This is a genomic window from Candidatus Aegiribacteria sp., from assembly GCA_021108435.1.
Lineage (GTDB): Bacteria > Fermentibacterota > Fermentibacteria > Fermentibacterales > JCC-6 > Aegiribacteria.
The window spans coordinates 1-4,713 of the sequence record JAIOQY010000108.1; the positions used below are offsets into that span (position 1 = coordinate 1).

The 4,713-nt window shown below is 48.3% G+C and carries 5 protein-coding genes; all 5 read right to left on the reverse strand.

Annotated features, from left to right (window positions below):
- Window positions 1–897: hypothetical protein (locus K8R76_06355; GenBank protein MCD4847794.1), on the reverse strand; the 897-nt coding region annotated here is incomplete at its 3' end.
- A gap of 5 nt (window positions 898–902) precedes the next feature.
- Window positions 903–1,529 carry a DUF1007 family protein gene (locus K8R76_06360; GenBank protein MCD4847795.1) on the reverse strand — a complete coding sequence of 209 codons (627 nt, stop codon included), beginning with the start codon at window positions 1,527–1,529 and terminating at the stop codon, window positions 903–905.
- Between the two features lie 85 nt (window positions 1,530–1,614).
- A complete protein-coding gene (locus K8R76_06365; GenBank protein ID MCD4847796.1) occupies window positions 1,615–2,037 on the reverse strand; it encodes a hypothetical protein in 423 nt (140 codons plus the stop codon).
- Window positions 2,038–2,046: 9 nt separating this feature from the next.
- A complete protein-coding gene (locus K8R76_06370) occupies window positions 2,047–3,030 on the reverse strand; it encodes a carbon-nitrogen hydrolase family protein (GenBank protein MCD4847797.1) in 984 nt (327 codons plus the stop codon).
- 247 nt (window positions 3,031–3,277) lie between these two features.
- Window positions 3,278–4,621 (reverse strand): tetratricopeptide repeat protein, encoded by a 1,344-nt coding sequence (locus K8R76_06375; GenBank protein MCD4847798.1) that lies wholly within the window; start codon window positions 4,619–4,621, stop codon window positions 3,278–3,280.
- Window positions 4,622–4,713 lie beyond the last annotated feature (92 nt).

Genomic DNA, 4,713 nt, shown 5'->3' on the forward strand with positions numbered 1-4,713 from the left:
CAGAAGACATCCTGCCAGCAGGAAGGCGCCGAAACATATCATAAGAACACCGCCAGCAAGATGAAGCACAAGATCCAGAATCCGCTCCCGTTTCTTATCTTCAAAGAAGCGGGATATCCCTCGCCGGAAGAATATGCTCAGCAATCCCAATCCGGAAAGGAACAGTCCCATCCCAAGAGACATTGCCAGAACAGCAAGAATACCAAGAAGCATAGCATCGGAGGTTACGGCAAAGATCATTATAGCGGATGCCCCTGGACAGGGTACAATTCCGGACAGTATAAGCCCTCCGATACCTTTCGCGTCAGTACGATATTGCTCATGCCGCCTGAAACCCCGTACTCCCTGATACAGCATCCATGCTCCAAGAACAAAAATAATTCCGTAGGTAATGGGAAACAGAACAAGCTCCGCCTGATTAACGGAAACCAGCAGTGATCGGGAAGCAAACCAGTAGAACCCGCCCACAAGAACAATTGCGCTGCCTGCATGCACCAGTGCCAGCAGATACCCCGCCATAATACCCATAACAGGCCTGGCTTTCTCACCCATGAAGTAACCGATCACAAGCATCTTGCGATGCCCCGGACCCATGACATGAAAGAACCCGAACAGAAAAGATATCCCCAGCAGAACAAAAAGGCTTCCTAAATTCCCTTCATCCTTAACACTCTGCATGGTTTCTGAGATCGAACGCTGGAGTGTCCGCTGAAGAGCAACACTATGCCGAAGCAGAGGACCGATAATCCTGGTAGAGTACAATCCTGTTGATTGAGTAACCTGATTCTGTGAACCGTTATCAGAAGATCCGGAAATGAACGGATTACCCTGACTCAACCCCAGTGAAGGAATAAGCAGCAGAAGACAAATGACAATAACGCCAGTAATAAACCGCATGAACTCTAATTACCTTCCATGGTAACTACCACCTGCTGAGGGTAGGCCGTGCCGGAATAGGTCTTACCATCTCTGGAGACCGATACGGCACCTCCGTACAGTATCTCAATATTGTCATTCAAGACTATCTGAAACGACGCGTTCGAGCTTCCGGAACCAGCAAGCGTGATCGGAGAGTCTGAACAATAGAGAATGTCGCAGTAATAGGTGTGATCGTATATCGCAACCGAGAAGATTCCATCACACACAGGTATATCGAAAGGCACGAAGAACCGATAGACCAGTGTCTGATCATCCATAAAAACGGTAAAATCCTCCACCACAGAAGGAGACAGTGTTGTATTACCCGTACTGACATATGTGAAGTAATCAAAATCAGCAAGATTCGAAAAGGCGTTCTCATATACCAGATCAACCTCAGATGAGCTGAAACTGCCGTTACCGTTCACATCCCAATCATTCACAATAGATGCTGTAAACATTGGATCAAAGAACCAGGTTATCTCCAGCCCGTCCAATTGATTTCCGGAAAGACGAACCTCAAGCTTTGTATCAATGAACATATGAGGGTGAGCGTAAGCGGCAGCGAACGCGCTCAACAGGCAAATGACATACAACCATTTACGAAACACTGGTTTGCTCCCCTTATATTCACACCGCTCAATAGCATAATATCCGTTCATGTTACAGGTGTCAATTTAGCTTCTCCTGCAGCGCTTACTCCTCCGGGAGTTCGAAAAGCGGTATGTTTTTCTTCTTCCTCAGCCAGTTCATGCCTTTCAGAACCGGGGTTTTCCGCAGCACAAACAGAAAAGCCTTCCTTTCCCCCGGAATATCCGTCAGTATTATTCCGATAATCAGTGTAATCAGGCCCTGACCGGGAAGGACAATCATGGCAAGACCCATGATAATAAGAACAATTCCTATAATGTTCTTTACAACCAGATACAGAATGTGCAGAGGGAACGGAACCCAGGCTGGTTTTGATCTGATCTTTCTTTTCTTAAAATAATCAGCTGGAAGGTTCTGGATAAAAAAGGGAACAAGAATGATGGAGACCAGGAGCATGGCCAGAGAAATCCCGCTGATAAGAAATTTATGGGCCTTCGCGAAATCAATGATCAGGTTCACTATTCTCATGAAACGATTCTATTTCGACCAATCCGGATAAGTCGGATAAGTATATCCCGAATCGAATTCCACTTCTTCCCTGACAAGTTCTCCGTACAGGCCGGGACGCCTGTCTATCAGGTAGTTGTGGTCAACCTCAGGGTGGGTTGGTCCGTAGTATTGCGGCACGACGTCAGCGATAAGGAGCGTCTCCTGTTCGTGATCCGCCGCTATGATGATATCTCCATGGGGACCGCAGATTATCGAATTGCCCCGGAAATGCCACTGATCTTCACCGATATGTTCATACCCCCGCCTGTTCGCATACGCGCAGAATATATTATTCTGGTAAGCGTTGGCAGGTATCAGGAGTCGGGAGATATCAGGATATGGCACCGGGCTGCGGTTACCGTCAGGAAGCGTGTAGTAGCCGTCGGCCGCAGTCGGAATGACGACCAGCTTCGCCCCTTTAAGAGCAAGAATTCGAGAAAGTTCGGGGAATTCTGCCTCGTAGCAGTTGAGAACGCCAATGGGAAAGCCTTTAACCATCAGTACCGGGTAATCACTCCGGCCGAAATCCCAGACCAGCCGTTCCGAATCACCATAGAGATGTGTCTTACGATAGTTCTCCAACAGCGTGCCGTCCGCATCGATCACGGCAATTGCGTCGAAGTAGCGGAGAGAACCGTCTATCATGGCAACCTCGGGGTAAGGGAGAATGAGCGCCATGTCATATATCCTGGCTATCTCCCGTGCCCTGGTAATTGACGGGCCATCCTGTGGTTCAGCCATTTCCTCGGCCATCTCAATCGTAAGGGCATAGCCCGACAGATAGAGTTCAGGAAAACTCAGTAACTGAACATCGAACCGGCTTGCCTTCTCGACTATCCTTTCAAGACGCTCAAGGTTATCCTCCACGGCCTGCGAAGTACCGATCGCCGCCTGCCCCTGATAGATCCCCAGCCTGAGCCCTTCTCCCTCCTCCGGCAGGGATTCGTAGATATTCAAGCGATATACAAGCATGTTTCTGCCATCGATTACCGGTCCCGGTTCGACAGGCTCCTGAGCGAATGCCGGGAATACAGACGGTATCACCTGCACGAAAAGCAGAACGAAAGCAGATCGAAAAATATTCCTCTTTATAAGATTCATTTACTTCTCCTCCTGATAAGACCGAAACTCCGTATCAGGACACCCTTCCTGAACGAAGCCTGATTGAAAAACAGCAGACCGATATGACATGCGCCACGTTGCGTGTCACTGGATTCTGTTATTGCTCCCTGGCAAAATCTTTACCGTACAATTTAACCATACACTCAGGACATATCCCATGCGAGAACTTCGCGTCTGAATGATCAGAAACGTAGGACTCGATCTGCTTCCAGTAACCGTCATCATCCCTGACTTTCTTGCAGTTTGAGCAGATAGGAAGTAAACCCTGGAGTGTCTTCACATGAGCAAGAGCATCACGAAGCTCATCGTTCATCCTTGAAAGCTCCACGTTCTTAAGTCGATAGATCTCAGCTTCTTTTTCCTTCTTCTCGGTTTCGAACTGCACCTGCAGCCCTGCAATCTTCTCCATGCTCTTCTCATTCAGGTGCTCTTCAACGCAGGTTTTCAGTTCCCGGAAGTACTGAAGCGCTTTCTGCAGATCCCCTTTTGCCTCGTACAGGTTCGTTATCTTTTCCAGGCAGAGGATTTCCCAGTCCTTAACCGAAAGCTTCCTTGTTATCGAAAGACCTCTCAGAATAAGTTCTTCAGCTTCATCGAGACGTCCCAGTGTGGTATATATCCCGCCGATACAACCGCATATGCGAGCGATTCCTCTTCTGTTGTCTATCTCCTCATACAGTTCAAGGCTTCTGATGAAACACCTGAGAGCTGATTCGTTATCATCCAGATTCTTGTGCAGACTTCCCAGATTGGCCAGAGTACTTGCGGTACCTTTTTTGTCACCCAGATCTTCCCTGATCTCAAGGGCTTTCTGGAAGTATTCCTGAGCCCTGTCAAGCTCTTCTTTTTCTCCATGTACAGTACCGATGTTGTGGTAGAGGTATGACAGTTTCATGCGGTCACCGGATTCTTCCCATATCGAACGCGCATATTCATAAGATGACTGCGCCAGGTCAAGGCGATGAAGACCGCTGTAACATGCGCCTATATTAAGGTAGCAAAGGGCAAGATCATCTTTGCTGGCGCCACATTCCTGTTCCCGCCTGAGAGACTCGTGGTAGTGTTCAAGAGCCTTGTCAATCATTCCCTGAGACCTGTAAGTGGAAGCCATAGTACCGTGGACAGTTGCCATCCCGTCCTTGTCTCCCAGTTCCTTATAGATCTCCATGGACTTCCGGCAATACGACATCGCCTCAGCGAAGTTTCCCTCTTCAAGATTGATTGTTCCAAGCATTCTGCAGCTTTTAGCCTGCTCGATAAAAAGCTCCTGTTTTTCCGCAAGATCCCCTGCTTCCTGAGCATAAGCTTCCGCTCTGAGAGGATCCGAATGCAGACAGGCGTAAGCAAGGTTGTTCAGTACTACTGCAAGTTCTGAACCGGGAGGTTCAAGCCTGAGGCTTTCCAGTTCTTTTTCCAGTGCCAGAATCTCTTTATTCGGCATACCGCCACTCCAGACTAAAACCCTTACAGAACGGCTATCTTCAAAGCAAAATATCCGTTTATGCCGCAGTCGTCAATCAATTGAAACAGCAG

What these genes read in the sequence shown, in the direction of transcription:
- K8R76_06370 (MCD4847797.1), bottom strand. Translation starts at nt 3,030, where the DNA reads ATGCTTGTATATCGCTTGAATATCTACGAATCCCTGCCGGAGGAGGGA.
- K8R76_06375 (MCD4847798.1), bottom strand. Translation starts at nt 4,621, where the DNA reads ATGCCGAATAAAGAGATTCTGGCACTGGAAAAAGAACTGGAAAGCCTC.
- K8R76_06365 (MCD4847796.1), bottom strand. Translation starts at nt 2,037, where the DNA reads ATGAGAATAGTGAACCTGATCATTGATTTCGCGAAGGCCCATAAATTT.